At 64.7% G+C, this 317-nt stretch carries 1 protein-coding gene; it reads right to left on the bottom strand.

Features of this window, described 5'->3' with window-relative positions; translation table 11 throughout:
- On the bottom strand, positions 1-317 hold a 317-nt coding region (locus AC1RPG_RS08615; protein ID WP_481762573.1), incomplete at both ends, for a hypothetical protein.

Consider the following 317-nt stretch of genomic DNA (forward strand, 5'->3'; position numbering starts at 1 on the left):
GTCAGTTCCAGACGTTCCCCGACCGTGCCGACATGGTGCGCGCGGCTTTGCCGAATCTGTCCGGCGCGTGCGCGTTGCACCGCATCTTGTGCGGCTTGCGCCTGACGTTCCGTGAGCGTGCCCGTATGTGCCAGATTACCGGCCATGCTTGTAAGGAATTCCGACCCCTCAGCGTACATATCAATCAGGCCCGACAGGCCCGGATAAGCCGCGTCGAATTCAGCACGACGAGCCGCGAGATTTGCCACGCGTTCGGCCTCGGCCGCCGCTGCCTCAGCCGCACGCTTTGCGGCTTTGCGTTCGTCGGCGCGCGCCTT

It is taken from the genome of Dellaglioa sp. CoH-57-MRSF-18, from assembly GCF_056781995.1.